10 protein-coding genes are annotated in these 21,234 nt (G+C 52.0%); 7 read left to right on the top strand and 3 right to left on the bottom strand.

What is annotated here, in order from left to right; all coding sequences use genetic code 11:
* Window positions 1-432: 432 nt before the first annotated feature.
* A complete protein-coding gene (locus tag NG346_RS02800; RefSeq protein WP_262280605.1) occupies window positions 433-2,715 on the bottom strand; it encodes a hybrid sensor histidine kinase/response regulator transcription factor in 2,283 nt (760 codons plus the stop codon).
* Between the two features lie 261 nt (window positions 2,716-2,976).
* Here NG346_RS02800 and NG346_RS02805 point away from each other — a divergent pair, with 261 nt between their 5' ends.
* From NG346_RS02805 to NG346_RS02825, 5 genes are read left to right on the top strand one after another with little or no spacing between them, the layout of a single operon-like run.
* Window positions 2,977-6,045: a SusC/RagA family TonB-linked outer membrane protein gene (locus NG346_RS02805; protein ID WP_262280646.1), complete on the top strand. Its 3,069-nt coding sequence runs from the start codon at window positions 2,977-2,979 to the stop codon at window positions 6,043-6,045.
* Window positions 6,046-6,061: 16 nt separating this feature from the next.
* The gene (locus NG346_RS02810) at window positions 6,062-7,801 is read left to right on the top strand and encodes a RagB/SusD family nutrient uptake outer membrane protein (protein ID WP_262280606.1); all 1,740 of its coding nucleotides are present in this window, start codon (window positions 6,062-6,064) and stop codon (window positions 7,799-7,801) included.
* Window positions 7,795-9,192, top strand: a complete 1,398-nt coding sequence (locus NG346_RS02815) for a DUF4960 domain-containing protein (RefSeq protein WP_262280607.1) — start codon at window positions 7,795-7,797, stop codon at window positions 9,190-9,192. Before NG346_RS02810 ends, NG346_RS02815 begins: the two co-directional genes overlap by 7 nt.
* Window positions 9,193-9,203: 11 nt before the next feature.
* Window positions 9,204-10,793: a glycoside hydrolase domain-containing protein gene (locus NG346_RS02820; RefSeq protein ID WP_262280608.1), complete on the top strand. Its 1,590-nt coding sequence runs from the start codon at window positions 9,204-9,206 to the stop codon at window positions 10,791-10,793.
* A 50-nt stretch (window positions 10,794-10,843) separates the two neighbouring features.
* A complete protein-coding gene (locus NG346_RS02825) occupies window positions 10,844-12,535 on the top strand; it encodes a DUF4980 domain-containing protein (protein WP_262280647.1) in 1,692 nt (563 codons plus the stop codon).
* A 113-nt stretch (window positions 12,536-12,648) separates the two neighbouring features.
* Here the strand turns inward: NG346_RS02825 and NG346_RS02830 are convergent, their stop codons facing one another.
* Complete coding sequence (locus tag NG346_RS02830) at window positions 12,649-15,546, bottom strand: M16 family metallopeptidase (RefSeq protein ID WP_262288268.1); 2,898 nt, start codon at window positions 15,544-15,546, stop codon at window positions 12,649-12,651.
* Between the two features lie 181 nt (window positions 15,547-15,727).
* On the opposite strand from NG346_RS02830, the gene NG346_RS02835 reads away from it, so the two are divergent.
* Together NG346_RS02835 and NG346_RS02840 are read left to right on the top strand one after the other, a co-directional pair.
* A complete protein-coding gene (locus NG346_RS02835; protein WP_154534757.1) occupies window positions 15,728-16,444 on the top strand; it encodes a Bax inhibitor-1/YccA family protein in 717 nt (238 codons plus the stop codon).
* Between the two features lie 337 nt (window positions 16,445-16,781).
* Window positions 16,782-17,669, top strand: coding sequence for a Fic family protein (locus tag NG346_RS02840; protein ID WP_262288269.1), 888 nt, complete (start codon window positions 16,782-16,784; stop codon window positions 17,667-17,669).
* 71 nt (window positions 17,670-17,740) lie between these two features.
* Here NG346_RS02840 and NG346_RS02845 read toward each other — a convergent pair whose 3' ends face one another.
* Window positions 17,741-21,190, bottom strand: a complete 3,450-nt coding sequence (locus tag NG346_RS02845) for a GH92 family glycosyl hydrolase (RefSeq protein ID WP_262288270.1) — start codon at window positions 21,188-21,190, stop codon at window positions 17,741-17,743.
* Window positions 21,191-21,234 lie beyond the last annotated feature (44 nt).

The following is a 21,234-nucleotide window of genomic DNA, read 5'->3' on the forward strand; positions in this document are numbered from 1 at the left end:
AACGGTTCGTTTCTTCTACCCAATTCCCATACCCTATATATAATAAGGTGTAGGAATCGCTTCTTGTACTACTCTCTGTTGTATGTAATCTTCTCAAAGAACTCTTTCTCGTTGCTCTCAGTCTTAGGCATTTGCCGCAGTTCTGAAAAGCGAGTGCAAAGGTACAGCTTTTACCAATACCCTCCAAACATTTCCCATGTTTTTTTGAAGAAAATACGCAAGTTTTCGTTTTGTTTGACAAAAAGAGAGGCGGTCACCTTATTAAATATTATAGGGAGGACGGAAAAAAGCAAAGACCAGGTGTCGCTGCAAAGCAGCAACCTACAGAACCCAGCACAACAAAAAAGAGACGCAAAGACTGCGATACACAGAGAATCTGAGACAGTGATACACAGAGAATCGAAGGAGAATAGTGGCAGGAAAGCAAGACGTTTATAAGGGATTTGTTAAGTCTTCGAAATCATTCGAAGTTCTTATCTCACTTGGTGATTTTCCAAATTCTTCTTTGAAGCACACACTAAGATATGAAGGACTTCCAAAACCAGTCTGATAGGCGATCTCAGCTATTGTGAGATTTGTTGTCTGCAATAGTAGCAGTGCACGCTTAATGCGAGCTTTGCGCAGCAGCTCCACTGGCGTAATGCCAATGATAGCTTTTGTCTTTCTATACAGTTGTATATAGCTGATATTCATAATGTCAGCAACCTGTGTCATCTTCAATTTCTGATCTGAGAGATGATCCAATACCGTCTTACGCAACAGTTCGACGAACTGTTTGTCGCAACCTTCGATATTTTTCGTTGCTTGAACCCACTCGGAGTTGTTGTCAAAAATTTCTTTCAACCGCTTATGGTTGCTGAGCAGATTGTTGACGCGTGCAAGCAATACTTCGGCACTAAATGGTTTGGTCATATATTCGTCGGCACCATGTCCAAAGCCCTCGATACGTTGTGCCTCCTGAGCGCGTGCCGTAAGCAAGATGACAGGTATATGACAAGTTATCTTAGTCTGTTTGATGATCTGGCAGCACTCCAAGCCGTTCATCTCTGGCATCATGATGTCACTGATAACCAGATCGGGTAAGTATTTCTGTGTCATACTGACCCCTTCTTTCCCGTTGGCAGCTTCAAAGACATTATATTTCTTTTCAAGTATGCTTCTCAGATAGTTACGTATGTCTGCATTGTCGTCAATGATAAGAATCTGTTGGCGACTGTCATCCTCATTGATGATATCATCAGCCAATGAAGGCTGTACAGTCTTAACATTCTCACTTTCTGTGACATTGGCGTATTCATGCTGAGATTGACACGACGGTACAGTGTTGTCGTCAACAGTAGTGTTATTGCTATCAAAAGACAGCACGCCATCAATAAGCAATGAGAGCTGACGGACATTACGACTCACCATTTTTACCGTCTCGAGGTCTTTTCCTTTCAATGTATTGCTTGCAAGTAGTTGTTCCACGGGTCCACTCACCAGTGTCAGAGGTGTGCGCAACTGATGGCTCGCATTGGTAAAGAAATCGATTTTTTCTTTATCCAATTGTTGTATCTTCTTGTTGATTTGCTCGTGCGTCTTTCGCAGGTATACTTGATAGCCAGCTATGACGATGAGCAACAGCACCACGATGACAGCCATCACGAGTATAATCTTTTGACTTTGATACAAATTGATATATCTGTCGATATTGTTGTATAACTCTGAAATTTTGGCCGTTTGGTTAAGCATCTCGCGGTTTTGCATGTCAACGATAGCCGCATTGTCCTTTGTCACCAAGGCAGAGGTAAGGATATTGATGCGCTGGAACGGCTTGTGCTGCAAGATGTTCATTGCAAGCGGAATGATTTTCTCACCCTTAGTAGGATAGATGTATGAAGCCGTAAGTTTCCCTTCGCGCACCCACTCCACACCTTGGTCAGGTCCGGGTAATCCATCGATACCGACGAATTTCATATTTTTCTCCAGCCCCATATCTTTAGCCCCAAGATAAGCACCAAGGGCTTCGCCATCGTTATGACAGAAAACACATACAGGGCGATGACCTTCTTTAAGAAATTGATACATCAACTTTCGCGGAGTTTTGATTGTCCAATCGCCTTGAAGGGTCGTTACCTTTATGTGTTTATTGCTTTTCGCGATTGTTTCCATAAAGCCGCGATGCCGCTCCTCAACGGGTGTAGAGCCTTCGAGTCCTGTGATCTCCACGACGTCATCTCCATTATTGACTTGCGATATGACAAACTGTGCCATATAGCGGCCTATGGCAACATTGTCAGCACCAATGAAAGCGGTGTACTTCTCAGACTGGGTCATCCGGTCATAAAGAATGACCGGAACGCCTTTATCGTAGGCACGCTCAATAGCCGGGGACACCGTTTTAGTATCGCTTGGGGAGACGACAAGCAGGTCAACACCGTCGGCCACCATAGAATCTATCTGCGCCACCTGCCGTCGGCCGTCGTTCTCAGCAGAGGCAAAGACGACATCAACATTACTATATTGGTATTGTCCGATTTTGATTTCACGGTTGGCTTTCTGTCTCCATCCATCATTGCTGCATTGCGAGACACCAATGCGATAGCGGTGCTGTTGGCATGACAGCAAGAGGCAAAGGGATGACAGCATTACAATGTGTAACACCATCTTGCATGACATTGCTTTCTTCAGAAAAGAGTCTCTGCAAAAGAATAGGTTCAGCAATAGCGGTTTCATAGTTTCTTTCTGATTGTCAGTTGCAAAGATATTGTTTTTCTTTCATATTTGAAAGGCTTTGGCTGAAAAAAGCGAAGCCGAGTTCAAATATTCTATCATTCCCATTTAAATTTCTAACATGCATGGATTTTAAAAACCGCTGATAGAATTTTGTAACACCATATTATAATAATTCCCATAACTTTGCGGCAGAAACCAAAAGTAATTAGAAACTTAAACCAAAGTAACATGAACCAGACTTTTAAGTTTGTATTTGGGGCGATGGCATGTTGGTATGGTCTGACAGCACAAGCCCAGCAGGGAAGCCGCATCACCGGAATGGTGGTAGACGGAACTGGCGAGCCGGTTATCGGTGCTACTGTCATGCAGGAAGGCACAAGCAATGGTGTGGTGACCGACATCGATGGAAAGTTTGTTATTAATGTACCTGCAGGTAGCAAACTCACCATTTCTTATATCGGTTTCAAGACGACTTCCACGTCGGCTTCCGACAATATGAAAGTGGTGTTGCACGATGACAGCAAGCAACTCAATGAAGTTGTAGTCACCGGCTATACCGTACAGCGTAAAGCCGACCTGACAGGCGCCATCTCTGTAGTTAGCGTCGATGATTTGGCCAAGCAAAACGAGAACAACCCCATGAAAGCTTTGCAGGGAAGAGTGCCAGGCATGAATATCACTGCCGACGGCTCACCCTCAGGAGCTGCTACCGTGAGAATCCGCGGTGTGGGAACGCTCAACAACAATGACCCACTTTATATCATCGACGGCGTGCCTACAAAAGCCGGCATGCACGAGCTCAATGCTGCTGATATCGAAAGCATCCAAGTGCTCAAAGATGCGGCTTCTGCATCTATCTATGGCAGCCGCGCTGCCAACGGCGTCATCATCATCACTACAAAGAAAGGTAAGAATGGCAAGGTGAAGGTCGATGTCGACGCTTCTGTGGCAGCCTCCATGTATGCCCATAAGATGGATGTGCTCAACGCCAAGCAATATGGTCAGGTGATGTGGCAAGCCTATGTCAACGACGGTCTGGATCCAAATACCAACGGCTTGGGATATCACTACAACTGGGGCTACAACACAGCCGGTTATCCTGTGCTCAACAGCATCAGCATGTCGAAATATCTCGACGCTGCCGGGACAACACCCGCCGCAGACACCGACTGGTTTGACCAGACAACGCGCACAGGTGTCATTCAGAACTATAATGTGGCGGTGAGCAACGGTTCTGAGCGCGGCTCTTCCTATTTCTCGTTAGGCTACTATAAGAATCTGGGTATCATCAAGACATCTGACTTCGAACGCTTCTCTGCACGTATGAATACGGAATACGATGTCATCAAGAACGTGCTAACCTTAGGCGAGCATTTCACGCTGAACCGCACCTCAGAGGTACAGGCTCCCGGTGGCTTTTTAGAGAATGTCCTGCAGTTCAACCCCTCTCTCCCCGTCTACACCACCGATGGCAGTTATGCCGGTCCCGTGGGCGGCTACCCGGACCGTGAGAACCCAGTGGCACGTCTGCATCGCAACGCCGACAACCGGTATACCTACTGGCGTGCTTTTGGCGACGCCTATGTCAATCTTCATCTCTTCAAGGGTTTCAACCTCCGCTCTACCTTCGGCCTCGACTACGCGCAGAAGCAGCAGCGCTTCTTCACCTATCCCATCACTGAAGGCAATGTGGCAACTTCCACCAATGCCGTGGAAGCAAAACAGGAACATTGGACTAAATGGATGTGGAATGCGGTAGCGACCTATAACTTCGCCAAGGATCAGCACCGTTTTGATGCCATGGCCGGTGTGGAGCTCAACCGAGAGGATGATATCAATTTCTCAGGCTATAAAGAAAGCTACATCATTCTCAATCCTGACTACATGTGGCCCAGTGCCGGCATGGGCTCTGCCCAAGCTTACGGTGGTGGCGAAGGCTATTCCCTGGTATCGTATTTTGGTAAGGCCAACTATACCTATGCTGACAAATACCTGGCCTCTGCCACAGTGCGCTATGACGGTTCAAGCCGTTTCGGCAAGAACAACCGCTATGCAATGTTCCCCAGCTTCTCTCTTGGATGGCGCATCAGCCAAGAGAAGTTTATGAAAGCCAAATGGATTGATGACCTCAAGCTACGTGCCTCATGGGGACAGACCGGTAACCAGGAAATCTCCAATATAGCCCGCTACACCATCTATGAGAGCAACTATGGTGTCAACGAGAGCGGCGGACAGAGTTATGGCACATCCTACGACATCGCCGGCACTAATGGCGGACAAATTCTCTCGTCAGGCTTTAAGCGCAACCAAATTGGCAACGACGACATCAAGTGGGAGACCACGACGCAGACTAACTTAGGTCTCGACTACACGCTCTTCGACAACTCGCTCTACGGCAGCCTTGACTGGTACTATAAGAAAACTACCAATATCCTCGTGCAGATGGCTGGCATCGCTGCCATGGGAGAGGGTAGCTCACAGTGGATCAATGCCGGCGAGATGGAGAACAAGGGTGTGGAGTTCAACTTCGGTTACCGTAAGAACACCCGGTGGGGACTGAAATATGACATCACCGGCAACATCGGCACCTATCGTAATAAGATTACCAAGCTGCCCGCCACTGTCGCTGCCAACGGTACCTTCGGAGGTAATGGCGTGAAGAGTGTCATCGGACATCCTATGGGCGCGCAGGTGGGATATGTCGCTGACGGCATCTTCAAGAGCCAGGACGACATCGACAACCACGCCAAACAGGAAGGGGCTGCCTTGGGACGCATCAGATGGAAGGACCTCAATGGCGACAACGTCATTACGGAAGCCGACCAGGACTGGATATACAATCCCGTACCCGACTTCACTTATGGTCTGAACGTCTATTTGCAATACAAGCAGTTCGACTTCACGATGTTCTGGCAGGGTGTACAGGGCGTAGATGTCATCTCAGACTTGAAGAAAGAGACCGACATCTGGGCCGGACTGAACATCGGCTTCCTCAACAAAGGCACCCGTCTGCTCAATGCCTGGAGCACGACCAATCCGGACAGTAACATCCCGGCACTCTCACTGAGTGACAACAACAACGAGAAGCGGGTCTCGTCCTACTGGGTTGAGAACGGCTCGTATCTGAAGCTGCGCACCATACAGCTGGGATATAACGTGCCCGAGAGTCTGGCAAAGAAACTGTACATGCAGCGGCTGAGATTCTATGTCAGCGCACAGAACCTGCTCACGATACACGCATCAAACTTTACAGGCGTGGACCCGGAGAACCCCAACTATGGCTATCCTATCCCTCTGAACATCACGTTCGGAGTCAACGTTACATTCTAACACTATTATCACTACCATGAAAAAGTCTATATATATAGGAGCCTTGGCTCTCAGCTTGCTGACGGCCAGCTGCTCCGACTTCCTTGACAAACAGACCCCACAGGGTGTTCTGACGGATGAACAGGTGAAGTCGTCCCAATATGTTGATAACCTCGTCATCTCTGCCTATGCCGTTTGGATTTCCGCTGAGGACATCAACTCCTCTTTCTCTATGTGGAACTATGATGTACGCAGCGACGATGCCTACAAGGGCGGCAATGGTACCAGCGACGGTGACGTGTTCCATCAGCTTGAGATATCACAGGGCATTCTGACAACGAACTGGAACATCAGTGACATGTGGCAGCGTCTCTACAACGGCATCTCCCGTGTCAACACCGCCATCGCTCTGCTCGATCAGACCGATGAGACTACCTATCCACTGAAGAACGAGCGCATCGCTGAGATGAAGTTCCTGCGCGCTTACGGTCATTTCCTTCTTAAGCGACTGTATAAGAACATCCCGTTCATTATGGATGAGCATCTCACCACAGCGCAGTATAATGAGCTCTCCAACAGACAGTACAGCAATGACGAGGGCTGGCAGCTCATCATCGATGACTTAGAGGATGCCTACAAGACACTGCCTGTCACGCAGGCTGACAAGGGTCGGCCTACAAAGGCTGCTGCCGCCGCTTTCCTCACAAAGGCCTATCTCTATAAGGCATACCATCAGGATGACCCCAACACCAATGAGGTGACGAGCATCAACAAAGATGACCTCGCCAAAGTGGTGGAATACAGCGACCCTGCCATCTACACCGCCGGTGGCTATGGACTGGAGAGTGATTTCCACAACAACTTTCGCCCTGAAGAGCAGTATGAGAACGGAAAGGAGAGCATCTGGGCCATGCAATACTCAAAGAACGACGGTACGAAATATGGCAACCTCAATTGGAGCTACGGTCTGATCGTACCCAATATCCCCGGCGTCACCGATGGTGGATGCGACTTCTACAAGCCGAGCCAGAATCTTGTCAACGCCTACCGTACCAGTGCCGACGGACTGCCCTTGCTCGACACCTACAATCAGAAAGACTACGACAAAGGCACCGACTATGCCGACCCGCGCCTCTTCCTCACCGTCGGCATGCCCGGACTGCCTTATGAGTTCAATCCCAAATACATCATGGACAACAGTGCCGCCTGGAGCCGCTCCAACGGTCTGTATGGCCATTATGTCACCCTCAAGCAGAATGTAGACCCTGACCTCGTGGGTTCCTATCTCATCAAGGGCTCCTGGTGGGGCACCTCCGAGAACCGCATCGTCTTCCGCTATGCCGATGTGCTCTTGGAACGCGCCGAGGCACTCGTACAGCTCAACGACGGACGCATCCCAGAGGCCATCAGCCTCGTCAACCAGCTGCGGCAGCGCGCCAAGCAGAGTACCAGCGTCATCGCCAACTATCAGCACGACTATGGCGTGAAGATGAATATCGCCACCTACAAAGGCAACTACGACCAGACTCAGGCGCTGAAGATTGTCAAGATGGAGCGTCGCTTGGAGATGGGCATGGAGTGTGAGCGATTCTTCGACCTCGTACGTTGGGGAGAAGCCGACAAAGTCCTCAACAAGTACTATGCTGAGGAGGCCAACGACTGCTCCATATACACAGCTGCTCATTTCACTAAGAACAAAAACGAGTACCTGCCCATTCCATACGCTCAGATAGCAGCTTCCAATGGACATTACACACAAAACATAGGAGAATGGTAACGATGAAGACAAAGATTTTTTCTATTCTATACGCTGTTGTCATGATATTGGCTTTGTCGGCCTGCTCCGACTCCAATGTCTCTGACCTGCTGCTCAACGGCAACTGTGACGTCACGGCACTGAAAGCTGACAACTACGATGGTATCATCGACAAGTCCGCCCGCACCATCACGGTGAGGGTGCCGGAAGGCTACGATGTCCGCAACATGAAAATTTCCGCCCTCAGCCTGAGTGACGGAGCCGAGAGTAATATCAAGGAGGGCGACGCCCTCAATCTTCTCACCCCACAGGTCATGCATGTCACTAACGGCGATGTATACCTTGACTGGACCATCTCGGCACAGCACGATGAGGCTAAGATAACGTCGTTCAAAATTAACGGTACCTATGTGGGTGTCATCAACGAGGAGCAGAAGACCATCTCCGTGTTCGTCCCCAACACCCTCAACCTGGCCAGCCTCACACCGACCATCACGCTCAGTGCCAACGCCACGGTATCTCCTGAAAGCGGGGTGGCTACCGACTTCACGCATCCGGTGGAATACACGGTCACCAACAACACGGCCTCGGCCACTTATACCGTCACCGTGACTGCCATCGGCAAGCCTTCAGCTGTCTATGTCGGACTGGCGCAGTCCGTTGACCAGCTCAATATAGAGGAGCAGACAGCCTGCAACTGGATGCTGGCCAACATCCCCAACTCGCTCTATGCCTCTTTCGATGACATCAAGAACGGAACGGTCGACCTCTCCGAGTGTAAGGTCATCTGGTGGCATTTCCATAAAGACGGCGGTGTCGACGGAAAGGAAGCTTTTGAAAAAGCGGCACCGGAGGCTATCAACGCTGCGGTGGCGCTCCGCGACTATTACAACAATGGCGGGTCGTTCCTCTTCACACGCTATGCCACCAACATGCCGGCAGAGATAGGAGCTGTGACCAACAACGCTTGTCCTAACAACTGTTGGGGACAGAACGAGGCCGATGCCGAGACGGTCAATGGGCCGTGGAGCTTCTCTATCCAGGGACATACCAGCCACCCGCTCTTCCAGAACCTCGTCATGAAGGACGGTGACGCGAATGCTGTCTTTACTTGCGACGCTGGCTACCGCATCACCAACTCTACGGCACAATGGCACATCGGAAGCGACTGGGGCGGATATGCCGACTATGCTACCTGGCGAAGCAAGACAGGCGCCACAGACCTTGCCTATGGAGGCGACGGTGCCATCGTGGCGTGGGAATTCCCGGCTGCCAACGGGCACGGCGACATCCTCTGCATCGGTTCGGGATGCTACGACTGGTACAGCGTGGCCCCACTGTCCGAGGAGGGCTATCACGCCAACGTGGCCCGCATGACGAAGAATGCTTTCAACTATCTTATGAACAAATAACTCAGCACAACATGAAACCAATGATATTTGCTACCTTGATGGCGACTGCCATGGCGATGACTGCCTGCAGCAGCGACAACGAGACCGTGGAGACAAAGGATTGGTCGACAACGACCTACTTTGCTTCTACTGACGCCCAGGAGCAGGAGACGTATTATAAGCCTTCCGTAGGCTATGTGGGTGACCCCATGCCGTTCTATGACCCTAAGGCCGGTGACTTCAAGATCCTCTATCTTCAGGAGTTCCGACCCAACCAGGCGGGAACCTACCATCCCATCTGGGGACTGTCCACAACCGACGGTGCCAGCTATACACCGCTTGGCGAACTCATCCCCTGCGGCGGACTTCAGGAACAGGATGCTGCGTTAGGAACGGGCTCTACGGTGTACAACGATGCCGACGGAATGTATTATACCTTCTATACCGGCAACAAATACCAGCCTACGGCAGATGACTGCGGTGAAGCCGTGATGATGGCAACCTCGCCCGATTTCAAGACCTGGACCAAGAGCCGCACGTTCCTCCTCCGGGGCATCGACTATGGCTACAGCCGTAATGACTTCCGTGATCCCTTCGTCTTCAAAGGTGATGATGGCAAGTGGCACATGATCGTGGCGACGACAGCCAACAACAAAGGAACATTGGCAGAGTTTCTCTCCGACGACCTGAAGAGCTGGACGAGCAACGGACAGTTTATGAACATGATGTGGGACCGCTTCTACGAGTGCCCCGATGTCTTCAAGATGGGCGACTGGTGGTATCTCATCTACAGCGAGAAGCACGCTGCCGTGCGCCGTGTACAGTATTTCAAGGGCAAGACGCTCGATGAGCTCAAAGCATGCACGGCCAAGGATGCCGGGCTATGGCCTGACAGCCACGAAGGATTCCTCGACAGCCGTGGCTTCTATGCCGGCAAGACGGCTTCAGATGGTACCAACAGATACATCTGGGGCTGGTGCCCCACACGCTCGGGAAAGAACAACACGGCAGTGGGCGCTAATCCCGCTGAGCCGGAGTGGGCCGGCAACCTCGTCATGCACCGCCTCATTCAGCATAGCGATGGAACGCTGACCTTGGGTGAGGTGCAAGGAATTAGCAATAAATATAATAAGGTGCAAAACGTCAAGGCGGAATCGCTCAGTGAGGGGGCCGTAGCACAAAGCGACAATAGCTTCCAGCTTACAGGCAATGCCAACGTACTCTTCAACCGCTTAGGAACCTGCAACCGCATTTCCTTCACGGTAAAGACTAACGGCAACACGGATAAATTTGGCATCTCACTTGTCAGAGGCAGTGACTCTAAGAAGTATTACTCGCTTGTCGTCAACCCCGAGAGCGACAACACGCGCAAGGTCAACTTTGAAGAGGAAGGCACCGAGGGTGCTGGATTCATCGGCGGCATCGACGGATACGTCTTCAACCGTCCGGCTGACAACACCTACCACATCACCATCTACACCGACAACAGCGTCTGCGTGATGTACATCAATGATGTGGCCTGCTACACCAACCGCATCTATGGCATCCAGAAAAATTGCTGGAGTATCAACAGCTATGATGGAGCAATAAACGTAAGCAATGTGGAGGTACACCAATATTAAAACCCTTCAGACTTATGAAAATCTCTCTTTTCCTATTCATAGCTTTTCTGATGCTTGCTGGTCCTTTGACGGCACAACCAGAGACCAAGCTTCATGCGCAAGTTCTCGCAGACGATCACGTCATGGTCAAAATTCCCTGCCACGACCGCTATGTCCTGCTGCCCGTAGAAGAGACCCAAAGCTATGACCACATCCGCGTCATCAAGGACAATGCCGTAGTGCAGGAGTTCAATGTACGGCTGGCTGCTAACAAGGCAGACTATTATGTTCCCCTCGACATCAGCCGCTTCACCAAGGACGGAAAGTCGGTACTTCTGGATATCATCGTCAACCGCGGCGATGTCGCCAACTCTGCCAGCAAGGCTGCCACTTCCGACCTTGCCGCTTGGAAGTTACTCAAGACCGCTCAAACCGTAGACATGAAGAACCGGGAGAAGTTTCGCCCAGTCTATCATCATACGCCGGCTTACGGCTGGATGAACGATCCCAATGGCTTGTTCTATAAGGACGGAGTCTGGAATCTCTACTACCAGCACAACCCCTACGGCTCGACGTGGGAGAATATGACGTGGGGACACGCCACCTCCACAGACCTCTGCCACTGGAAGTTTGAGGGCGAGGCTATCGAGCCCGATGCTTTGGGTACTATCTTCAGCGGATCGGCAGTGGTCGATAATGACAATACAGCGGGCTTCGGCCCGGGAGCCGTAGTGGCCTACTACACCTCCGCCGGCAAGGCGCAGACACAGAGTATGGCCGTCAGCACCGACAACGGCATGACCTTCACCAAGTATGCAGACAACCCAGTGCTGACCTCCGACATCCCCGACTTCCGCGACCCACACGTCATCTGGTACCCGCAAGGGCAGAAATGGATTCTCATCGTATCTGAGAAACAGCACATGAAGCTCTTCTCTTCGAAGAACCTCAAGGACTGGACCTTTGAGAGCGACTTCGGTGAGGGCTACGGCTCCCACGCCGGTGTATGGGAGTGTCCCGACCTCCTCGACATGGGCAACGGCAAGTGGATTCTCGTCTGCAACATCAATCCCGGCGGTCCCTTCGGTGGTTCGGCAACCCAGTATTTCACAGGCTCCTTTGACGGCCACAAGTTCATCTGCGACAGCGACCCGTCAGTCACGAAGTGGATGGACTGGGGCAAGGATCACTATGCCACTGTGACGTTCAACAATGCTCCCAATGGCCGCCATGTCGCGCTGCCGTGGATGAGCAATTGGCAGTATGCCGCGCAGGTACCCACCAAGCAGTATCGCTCCGCCAACGGCATCGCCCGTGACTTAGGCTACTTCGAGTATAAAGGCACCGGCTATTGCAGCGTGAAGCCGTCACAGGAAATCCTCGACGCCTTCTCCAAGAAACCCCAGGCTTCGCTGACACCTGCCTGCCGCGTCGACGTGCAACTCCGGGGCAACAGCGTAATCACGCTTTCCAACGGCAAGGGCGAGAGCGTCACCATGACCTATAACGCCAAGGAGGAGAAGTTCTCCATGGACCGCACGAAGAGTGGAATGACCGATTTCAGTACCGACTTCCCCGCGCTGACGACGGCACCTACTTATGGCAAGATAAAAACGCTCCAAATCTTCATCGACAAGAGCAGTATTGAAGCCTTCGATGCTAATGGCAAGATGGCCATGACAAACATCGTATTTCCTTCAGAACCCTACACCAAGCTGACGGTGAAGGGTGGCAAGGCCAAAATATACAATCTGAAAAGATAGCGCACAAAGGCTTCTTTCCTCTATAATAACTGAGGAAAGAAGCCTTTGAACTTTATATATTCCATACGAATACACATGCACGTGGTCATGCTATTGTCATCAAACCATCGTGTCTATCTGCTGATGTCACGCTTCCGGAGTAAGACAACCCTGCCATACCGTTTCAGTTGTTTCATATCGAGCTTGCGCTTGTCTCCCACAATAATATAGCAGGCAGGAGTGTTTTGCACATGATTTTGGTAGAAGCGGATGACATCACCTATACCCAGCTTTGGCAGCAAACGAAGCGTCACTGAGTCCGGATCCAGCGTATAGCCTTTCAGCCGGCACGTGGCGACATAGCTGCCCAACGAGCGAAAAGCGGGATAACCGTTGTTGACGGCGTTGACCAAGCCCTGGCGTGCTGTCCGGACATTTTCCTCACGCACAGGCATCTTGCGGAGTACGGAGTCGAGCACGCCAAGTGCCGCCATCGTCTTGTCGGACTGGCAGCCTAAGCGGGTGACATAGGCGCAAGGCGACTGAGGATGAACGAGCAAGTCTGGCTGGAGCCAGCGGCCATAGGCATAGTAGGCATAAGAGCGAAACTCACGGATGTCCTGGAACAACACCGATGACATGCCACCCCCGAAATAGGTTCCCCACAAATGGAACGGTGCCCGCAGACTATCCGAAGGCAGAGCCCCCACCTGCTGGTAAGAGCCGACGATGGTCTGGCGGGCACGGGAATTGTCATAGACATAGACCGTAGGCACGTCGACAGACTGCAAAGGATGGAGCACCGGACGCCAAGGACGGCACACTTTGTCAAGTGGCAGAGCGGTTGCGGCGAGATGAGCAACACTGTCCACGGGCAGCGTACCCGTGTAGATGATGTCGAGCTGACTGCGCTGCACCTCGCGGAAGAGGTTCACAAGGCCAGAGGCTTTTAGGCGTCTTGCCTCTTTGACTGTCAACCGCGAAAGATAGGGAGAACTGTCACCCAAGGCAACCTTTTGATAGATAGCATCCGCAATGTTGGCATTCTCTTTCAGAAACGACCGCCGGTTAAGTCTGAGTTCCTTACAGCAGACACGCAACTTGGCATTGTCCGTTGCCGCGCTGTCGAGAAACGAGCGCAACAAGCGCAAGGCGGGAACAAACTGGGAATCAAAGCCCATCAGTGTCACCTTGACATTGCCGGCATCGGCCGACACATCGAGCGTAGCCCCCAATTGTTGGAGTTCCCGCCCCATTTGCTGGCGAGACTTCGACGTAGTCCCCACACGATTGAGGTAGTCTCCCAATATTTCTATACGGTGGTCAGTGGCTGAGCCACGGCGATAGCAGAGTTGAAGTGAGAAGATCTCGTTATCGGGATTCTTCACCCCGTAGAGTCGCACCAAGGGGCACAAGGACCGTTCAGCAACATCGCGTTTGAAATCTACGAGTTTCGGAGCCACCGAGTCCACGGGCTGCGCTTCGAGTTGCTTGGCATATTCGCTCTGCTCGCCGGCATGACGGGCCCGCACCGGCTGATAGCCGGGCTGCGCAACCCGCTCTTTGGGATAATGTCCAAAGGTCTTTTTCACCACGAGCGAGTCATCATTGAAATAGGTACGCGCCACCCTGACGACATCATCATGGGTCACGCTGTCGATGCGCGCTGCTTGGGCAAGCACGGTATGCCAGCTAAGTCCATGCGAGAAAGCGTTGATCATTGCTGAGCTGCGTCCGCTGACAGTCTCCAAGCTAAGCAACTTCTGCCGGATGAGCGAGCGTTTCACCGCATGTAACTGAGCATCGTCGAACTGTCCGGTGCGCAAGCGGCCGATGGCCTGCCAGCAACGGCGGCTTGCTTTCTTCTTAGAACCAAAGGGCAGATTGGGCACAAAGCCAAAGCCAAAAGCACCAAAGTCCTTGAAGTAATAGCTTCCGGCCATGACCGCCATCACCTTTCCGGCATTGTCGAGCGAATCGAGCAGTCCTGTGTGTGACGGATTGGACAACATCGTCATCATCACTTGGAAAGGAGCCTCATCGCGACTACCCTCCTGTGGAGCAAGGAAAGCATAGCCCTCGGCCTTGACAACGGGGATCGGTAACTTTAATTTCAACGGTTTCGACCCACGGAAGTCACGCAGCACCGCCTTAGGCGTCTGCGGTGCCTGTCCCATGGGCAACCGCCCGAAAGTACGCTCAAGCAGCGGCATGATGGAGTCGGCACGCAGGTCTCCACAGAGGATAAGCCCCATGTTGCCTGCTACATAATAGCGGTGATAGAAGCGCATCATCTCGCTGAGTCTCGGATTTTTCAGACTGTCAGTAGCCCCGATGATAGGATAGGCATAGGGGGTACCCGCCAGCGCATAGCGTTGGGCAGCCTCGGCGGCCTGCACGAGCATGTTGTCGGAGTACATATTCTTCTCCTCATACACCGTTTCCAATTCGCCCTGGAACAGACGGAAGACAGGGGAGAGGAAACGTTCGGCATAGAGTTCACACCACTGCGACAGATACGGCGGCGAGAACGTATTGTAGAAAACCGTCTCGTCAAACGACGTATAGGCATTAAGTCCTGTCCCGCCGAAGCGGGTGATGAGGTTTTGAAACTCGTTGGGGATAGCATAGTCAGCCGCACGGACCGACAGCGCGTTGATATGTTTTTGGATAGCCAACCTGCGCGAAGGATCGCTCGTTGCGGCCAGCAGATCGTATTGATGCGAGATACTGTCGAGCCACGGCTTCTCTTTTTCATAGTCCACCGTGCCGATTTTGTCCGTACCCTTGAACATCAAGTGCTCGAAATAGTGGGCAATGCCCGTGTTGGGGCAATCCTTGGCACCGGCCTTCACCACCACGGCACCATAGACCTTGGGCTGACTGTGGTCGATATTGAGCCACACCGTAAAGCCATTGTGCAACCTCAGCGTCTGCACATCCCACGCGCCTTGCGCATAGACTACGGTCCAACCCAAGACTGCCAATAGGACACACAACCATCCCTTTGTCATATTATGATATCGTGTCATCTTGTCTCTCTGATAATAAATAGAACACAAAATTACTGAAAAGGCATCAAAAGCCAACAAGCAGCAATACAAAAAACATTAAATCGCACACTGTTCTTGGCATATTTCTTGCTTTTCAGAAGGGAAAGCTATATATTTGCAGACAATAGTAAACGATAAACATAACTAAAGAACAACAACAATGGAAGTACAAGATTTGGAACAGATCGTCCGCCAACGCGAAGGTGCACTCTCCACCGCCTTTCCCGCGCTGATGCGAAAGGTATATGTATGGATGGCACTGGCACTGGTCATCACTGGCATTTGTGCCTTTGGCACGGCCAGCAGTCCTCACCTGATGACGGCCCTCTACAGCAGTCGGGCTGCCATCTGGATATTGTTGATCGCTGAGATCGGACTGGTATTCTACACTACCGCGCGTATCGACAAGCTGTCGCTGTCTACCGCCACCACGCTTTTCATCATCTACTCGGCACTGAACGGCGTGACGTTGTCGAGTATCTTCCTCGTCTACACAATGACGAGTATCACTCAGGTATTCTTCATCACCGCCGGTACTTTCGGTGCCATGGCTTTCTATGGCTATGTGACGAAGACCAATCTGGCCAAAATCGGGAATATCCTGTTTATGGCACTCATCGGCATCATCATTGCCTCGGTGGTGAACATGTTCCTGCGCAGCTCTGGTTTTGACCTCATCCTGAGCTATATTGGCGTACTGCTCTTCGTGGGGCTCACCGCTTGGGACAGCCAACGTATCAAGCAGGCATTGGCCATGCAGCCCGACATGAGCGAGGCTTCACAGAAGATCGCACTGCTCGGTGCCCTGGAGCTTTACCTCGACTTCATCAACCTCTTCCTCTATCTGCTGCGTATCTTCGGGAAGAGCGACAACTAAGAAAAGAATTGCTCTGATAAGCAATAGACTTCAAACTAACTATAAAGGCCTCCGCGGAATACCGTGGAGGCCTTTGTTGTTGATAACTATTAGCTGAACAAAAAACAGATCAAGACACTGCAATGAGGAAAGACTTCCCGTTGCTGTGAAGCAGCAATTAACATAACCAAGCAACACAAAGAGAGAATACACGTTTTCGACAATTTGCGGCTACAAATACTCCGTCCAAAGTCTTATCGGCAAAAAAGCGAAGCAAAAGTCCAATTCACTTGCCAGTATCGGCAAAAAACCGTATATTTGCACTATATCAACCAACAGAACTTGCCGATAACGGAAAATGAACATATTAACATCCTCACAATTCGCATCCCTCAACGGCATCTCAGACAGAACCGTCAGGAACTATTGCAGACAGGGAAAAATACCAGGAGCGTTCCTCTCTGGAAAGACATGGAACATCCCGGCCGATGCTGTGCTGCCCAGCCGTAGCCAAAACAAGAAGCTATCACCACTACTCAAAGCTTTGAAAGAACAGAAAGACGGGAAAATAAAAGGTGGAATCTATCATCGAGTCCAAGTAGACTTAACATACAATTCCAATCACATTGAGGGTAGCAAACTGACCAAAGAACAGACCCGCATGATCTTTGAGACGCACACGATAGCCCCACAAGAAGGCCCGGCCGTAAAAGTGGACGACATCATCGAGACCGTCAACCATTTCCGCTGCGTAGACTATATCATAGATCACGCAACCTCTCCATTGACCGAAAGCCTCATCAAAGAGTTGCACAGGATCCTTAAAACAGGAATGACGGACAGCACAAAAGACTGGTTTGCTGTTGGTAACTATAAACGCCTGCCCAACGAAGTTGGTGGCATCGAGACTACAGCACCCGAAAAAGTCAACGAAGACATGAAAGAACTGCTGAAATGGTATAGAAGTGTGAAAGACAAGAACGAGGAATGTATTATCACTTTCCATCAACAATTCGAGTCTATTCACCCGTTTCAAGACGGAAACGGACGTGTAGGGCGCCTCATCATGTTCAAAGAATGCCTGGCACATAACCTCATACCGTTCATCATCGACGAGGACTTGCGCTTCTTCTATTACCGAGGCTTGCGCGAATATCCCCACATCCGCGGCTATCTGATCGACACCTGCCTGGCCGCGCAAGACAAGTTTAAGATGTTGCTCGACTATTTCAGGATCAAGTATTAACCCCCACTTAAGCAGGATTGATGCATTCTTCTTAAGTGGGGATGATACAATCGCGTCCTCTCTTCTTTGAATTACCTCAGTGGCTCAGGCCCTAACTCTATGACGAGATGTCCACCATTGGTCAGCATGTCGTGAGAAAGAGTGTAGCGGGTGTAAGGTTTTCCGTTCCACGTCATGCGCAGAACATAGCAGTTGCCATTGCCACCACCGCGCGTCTCTATCGTCAGACGTCCGATGCGTGCACGACGGAACGACAGTGTGCCGAAGACATACTCCGCAGAGCCCGGACAGACAGGATAGAAGCCGAGCATGGAGAACACCTGCCACGCACTCATCTGCCCGGCATCGTCATTGCCCGACAAGCCACCGGGGACATCGCGATACTCCGTGCGCAGAATATCGCTGACCACCCGCTGCGTCTTCCACGGCTCACCCGCCAAGGCATAGAGGTAGGCAATGTGGTGACAAGGCTCGTTGCCATGCCAATAATAGCAGACACTGTCGCGGCGCCCATCACGATGGAAGCCAAAGAGGGTGTCGAGCTTCTGGATGAACGCCCGCCGTCCGCCCATCGCCCCGATCAAACCGGGAATGTCGTGCGGGACATAGAAACTATAGTGCATGACAGCCCCCTCTGTGATAAACGGCAGGCGACTCGTCAGGTCGCGGTTCATCAGCCAACTGCCATTGGCATGGCGACCGTCTGCCCAACCCGTACGGGGATTCAGCACGTTCATCCAGTTGTGTGAACGTCGCATCAGCGTTTCATAGTCTTTCTCTTGGTTCAGCGCCTTGGCCACCTGCGCCACACAGTAGTCGTCGTAGGCATATTCCAAGGTTCGCGACACCTGCTCCTGGGTGTGGAAAGCCTCTTTCACACTGTCTTCCAGCGGGATGAAGCCATAGCGCAGCCAGCTCTTCAGCGCGCGCCGACCCATGCCATTGGCATAATCCTGATAGTTTTTCGGACTCTCGAAAGCATTCCTGCGCAGTCCTTCATAGACCGTTTTGAGGTCAAAGGGATGGGTGCGATCGAGTCCCTTTGCCACCGCGTCGGCCACGAGCGAGGCGGCATGGTCACCGATCATCGCACTCGTATAACTGTTCCAGCAAGGGAAGATCGGCATCCAACCGCCCTCGCGGTACATACCTCCGAGACTTTGTATCATGTCGGAAGCCATCTGCGGATGCGTCAAGAGCAGCAAAGGAGACTCTGCACGATAGATATCCCACATCGAGAAGTCCATATAGCGAGTGCGTCCCGCGTCGGTGCTGTCGGGCATCATCGGCTGTCCCGAGGCAAAGGCGGGATAGCGTCCGTCGACGTCACTGATAGCGTGCGGCTCGAAGGCAGTACGGTAGAGCGCGCCATAGAACTCGTTGACCTTCGCCTTGTCGCTGTCTTCCACGTCGATGGTCCGCAGTTCATCCTGCCAGATACGGTCCAACGCCAGCCGCGTACCGAGGAAATCCCAGCCTGGGAGCTCGGCGTGGAGGTTGCGCCACGCACCGTCGATGCCCGTGAAACTCGTGGCAGCCTTGACCAGCACCTGCTCTCCGCCTTTCACGTCGAGCGTAACGAAGGCCACGGAGTCTTTCACCCCACAGCGGCGGAAAGGTCGCTGAAACTGTACGACGAACCAACCGCTGAAGCCTGCCCGTTCGCCCCAGCCCTGATAGATGCGGTGCACGGGGTTGTAGCCCCAGATGCACTGACGGGCGGTGTCTACGGCGACGAAGCCCTCCCGATAGTCGTTGTTTGCTTGGACGACGATATGCATCTCACCACCCTCGTCGGGCATAAAGCGAAAGATGGCACAACGGCTCGTCGCCGTCATCTCGGTCATCAGCTTCTCCTTAGGCAGATATACACCATAATAATAAGGATGGCTCAACTCATCGTTGTGATTGAATGGAGTGGCGCGCACTTCAGACTTCAACCGAAGACGCCCCGTCATCGGCATGAGCGTAAAGGAACCATAGTCCTGGGTACAACCGCCTACGAGCCAGTGACTGGCGCGGAAACCCTGGAACAGCGAGTCTCTATAATAATAAGGCGCGCGGCACTTCTGTTCCGTGTCTTGTGTCTGCGGTGTCCAAAAGTTCATGCCATGGGGCACAAGCACTGCGGGAAGGGTCTGTCCGTGCTCTTCCGATCCTTTGCCGTAGCGTCCGGCAAAGGCTGTCGTGGCGTAGTCGGTACCCACCATCGTGTTGATGGCGCGTGTGCGGTCCATCCATTGCTGGCGGTCGAGGAAATGCTGAAGATGACGCTTCAATGCCGCCCAGGAATAAAACGAGACATGACAAGAGTCCTGTACAAGGGCAGGATGTATACCGTGTAGCGTTATCGGCCGCTCGTTGAGGTAGAAAGCCACCACCACACTGTCCTGCTGGTTACGGTAGAAAAGCATCTGCAGGTTGGCAGCCATCGGCACCAAGTTTTCAAGATTCAGACTGTCGCCTACTACGGGCGAGGCTCCGAGCAGACTCAACAGACGGTAGAGAGCAGTGTCGTGGCCGAAGCGCAGCGTCACACCAGGCTTTCCCGAGGCCAAGACGCTGTCAGCACAAAGTACGATGTTGCCCCACAGATTAGCAGCGCACTGTGCCGGGATGCCGTGATTGGCAGGATCCACCCCATTCTCATAGCGCATCTCACGGCACGATCGCTCATAGCAATAACGCATCTCGTCGGGAGTGAAGAGGTCGTAGAGCGAGATGCCAGGCAGGTCAACATCCTGCAAGTCGGAAGCCACGGCATAGAGTTCAGAGAAGAGACGTGCCGTGTCGGCGATGGCCTCTGGGTGGCGGAAGAGTGAGGCAAGCAGGCGGTGGGTAGGCAGTGTCCAACGCTTGTCGGTCTGTAGTTTCAACAGCATCTCGTCAGGACTCTCGTGGCTCATCCACTGCATGTCGACCGAATCAGTGCGCATATCTATCCGTGCACCAAGACCAAGGGCTTTCATCTCTTCCACAAAGGCTTCCATGCTCTTACGGCAACGGCGCACCACGCTCGACCTTGCGGTTACGTGACTATCCGAACCGAACATCTGCGGAAAACGGGATACCATGCGGGCAGCAAGTCCCTGCTGTTGCCGCACTCCCACGGGCGACAGCTGTCCGCCATTGCCCCGTGCGTTGTCACAGATCTTTTTCAGCCGACTGCGTACGCTACGCCCCCGCCGTGTCAGCAGCTTCTCGTCTTCGAACTGTTGCCACAACCATTCATAGCGCTTGTCACTCGTCATCCAACGTGAGCCATGGCGCCCGTAATGACTGAGGCAGACCAGGCGATAGCCCTCCGGCGCAGGAGCGAAACAGTCGGTGGGTGGTGCGGAATAGGCATAGTAGATGCCTCCCATCTGCTGATAAGTCTTTTGAATATGAGTACTCAACTCTCTACGCTTCTGGGCAGTAAGCGGCAAAGCGTGCAAGAAGATAGTGCATAGTAGTAAAGACGATATTGCTATCCAGCGGCATGGTTGCGGCCAGCGGGCAGCATAGGTTCTTGTTTTCATGTTCAGTCAAATGTTAGATCCCCTACAAAGTTACGATTATTTTC

Origin of the sequence: Hallella absiana (genome assembly GCF_025457485.1) — a bacterium.
In the GTDB taxonomy this organism is placed as follows: domain Bacteria; phylum Bacteroidota; class Bacteroidia; order Bacteroidales; family Bacteroidaceae; genus Prevotella; species Prevotella absiana.

What these genes read in the sequence shown, in the direction of transcription:
- NG346_RS02800 (WP_262280605.1), bottom strand. Translation starts at nt 2,715, where the DNA reads ATGAAACCGCTATTGCTGAACCTATTCTTTTGCAGAGACTCTTTTCTG.
- NG346_RS02805 (WP_262280646.1), top strand. Translation starts at nt 2,977, where the DNA reads ATGGCATGTTGGTATGGTCTGACAGCACAAGCCCAGCAGGGAAGCCGC.
- NG346_RS02810 (WP_262280606.1), top strand. Translation starts at nt 6,062, where the DNA reads ATGAAAAAGTCTATATATATAGGAGCCTTGGCTCTCAGCTTGCTGACG.
- NG346_RS02815 (WP_262280607.1), top strand. Translation starts at nt 7,795, where the DNA reads ATGGTAACGATGAAGACAAAGATTTTTTCTATTCTATACGCTGTTGTC.
- NG346_RS02820 (WP_262280608.1), top strand. Translation starts at nt 9,204, where the DNA reads ATGAAACCAATGATATTTGCTACCTTGATGGCGACTGCCATGGCGATG.
- NG346_RS02825 (WP_262280647.1), top strand. Translation starts at nt 10,844, where the DNA reads ATGCTTGCTGGTCCTTTGACGGCACAACCAGAGACCAAGCTTCATGCG.
- NG346_RS02830 (WP_262288268.1), bottom strand. Translation starts at nt 15,546, where the DNA reads ATGACACGATATCATAATATGACAAAGGGATGGTTGTGTGTCCTATTG.
- NG346_RS02835 (WP_154534757.1), top strand. Translation starts at nt 15,728, where the DNA reads ATGGAAGTACAAGATTTGGAACAGATCGTCCGCCAACGCGAAGGTGCA.
- NG346_RS02840 (WP_262288269.1), top strand. Translation starts at nt 16,782, where the DNA reads ATGAACATATTAACATCCTCACAATTCGCATCCCTCAACGGCATCTCA.
- NG346_RS02845 (WP_262288270.1), bottom strand. Translation starts at nt 21,190, where the DNA reads ATGAAAACAAGAACCTATGCTGCCCGCTGGCCGCAACCATGCCGCTGG.